Source organism: Allobosea sp. P1_A7, from assembly GCF_056406775.1.
Window position 1 is genome coordinate 1 of sequence record NZ_JBFTZN010000625.1, and the last position, 799, is coordinate 799.

Below are 799 nucleotides of genomic sequence, written 5' to 3' on the forward strand. Positions count from 1 at the left end.
GATCGGCTTTGCGCACGATTTCGCCGCGCTCGTGGCCCTATGGCTCGCCGGGCGAACCCTGGTGCGGTGGCTTCTGCCGCAGCTCGATTTCGCGCAACACATCGCCACGGCCGAACTCTACGGACTGGGGATGTTGTGGTCGTTCGCGATGGCCGGGCGGTTCCTGCTTTCCCCGGGGAACCCGGCGCGGCGCATCCTGCCTCTGCCGCGTGCCGAACGGCATTTCGGGCTGATCATGATCTATGCCTTCTTCGGGCATATCGTTCTGGTCGTGAACGCGCTCGGCGAAGGCTCGGCGTCGGATCCTGCCTCGATTGCCGGATGGTTCGCGGTGTCCTCGCTGCTGCTGACGGCCTACAAGGTCTGGTGGTTCTGGTACGCACGGCATGACCTTGTCAGCCTGGCGCAGCCCGGCCCCTCGGCAAGCGGCTTGCGCCGCTTGGTTGCTGCGGCGACGCCCTGGCTCTTGATGGCGAGCGCCGTGTTGATCTGGGCCGTGGGCCGCAGCGCCGCTGTCATGCCTGATGGCGCGCACTGGGGCGTCAAGGCGGGGACCACGCAGTTCATCGTCGTGCTTGCTCCGATCGTGGCGTCGGGGCTTGGGGCGCTGATCCGCTCGTGGCTGAACTGTCGCTCCGTGGAGCGCGAGCAGACCCCACTCTCGAGTGCAATGGGCAGGACCTTGCAATCGAGCGTGGTGGGCTTCGTCTGGCTCTGCGCCCTCTATTTGCTGGTCCGGCTCTGGAGCGGTTTCGTCATGGACGCCGATGCGCCCGATACCGTGTCGTTCGGTCAACGC

At 66.3% G+C, this 799-nt stretch carries 1 protein-coding gene; it reads left to right on the forward strand.

Translation table 11 applies throughout. The features are described from left to right. The coding region (locus tag AC1D34_RS38085) for a hypothetical protein (RefSeq protein ID WP_476827092.1) at nt 1-799 on the forward strand (799 nt) is incomplete at both ends.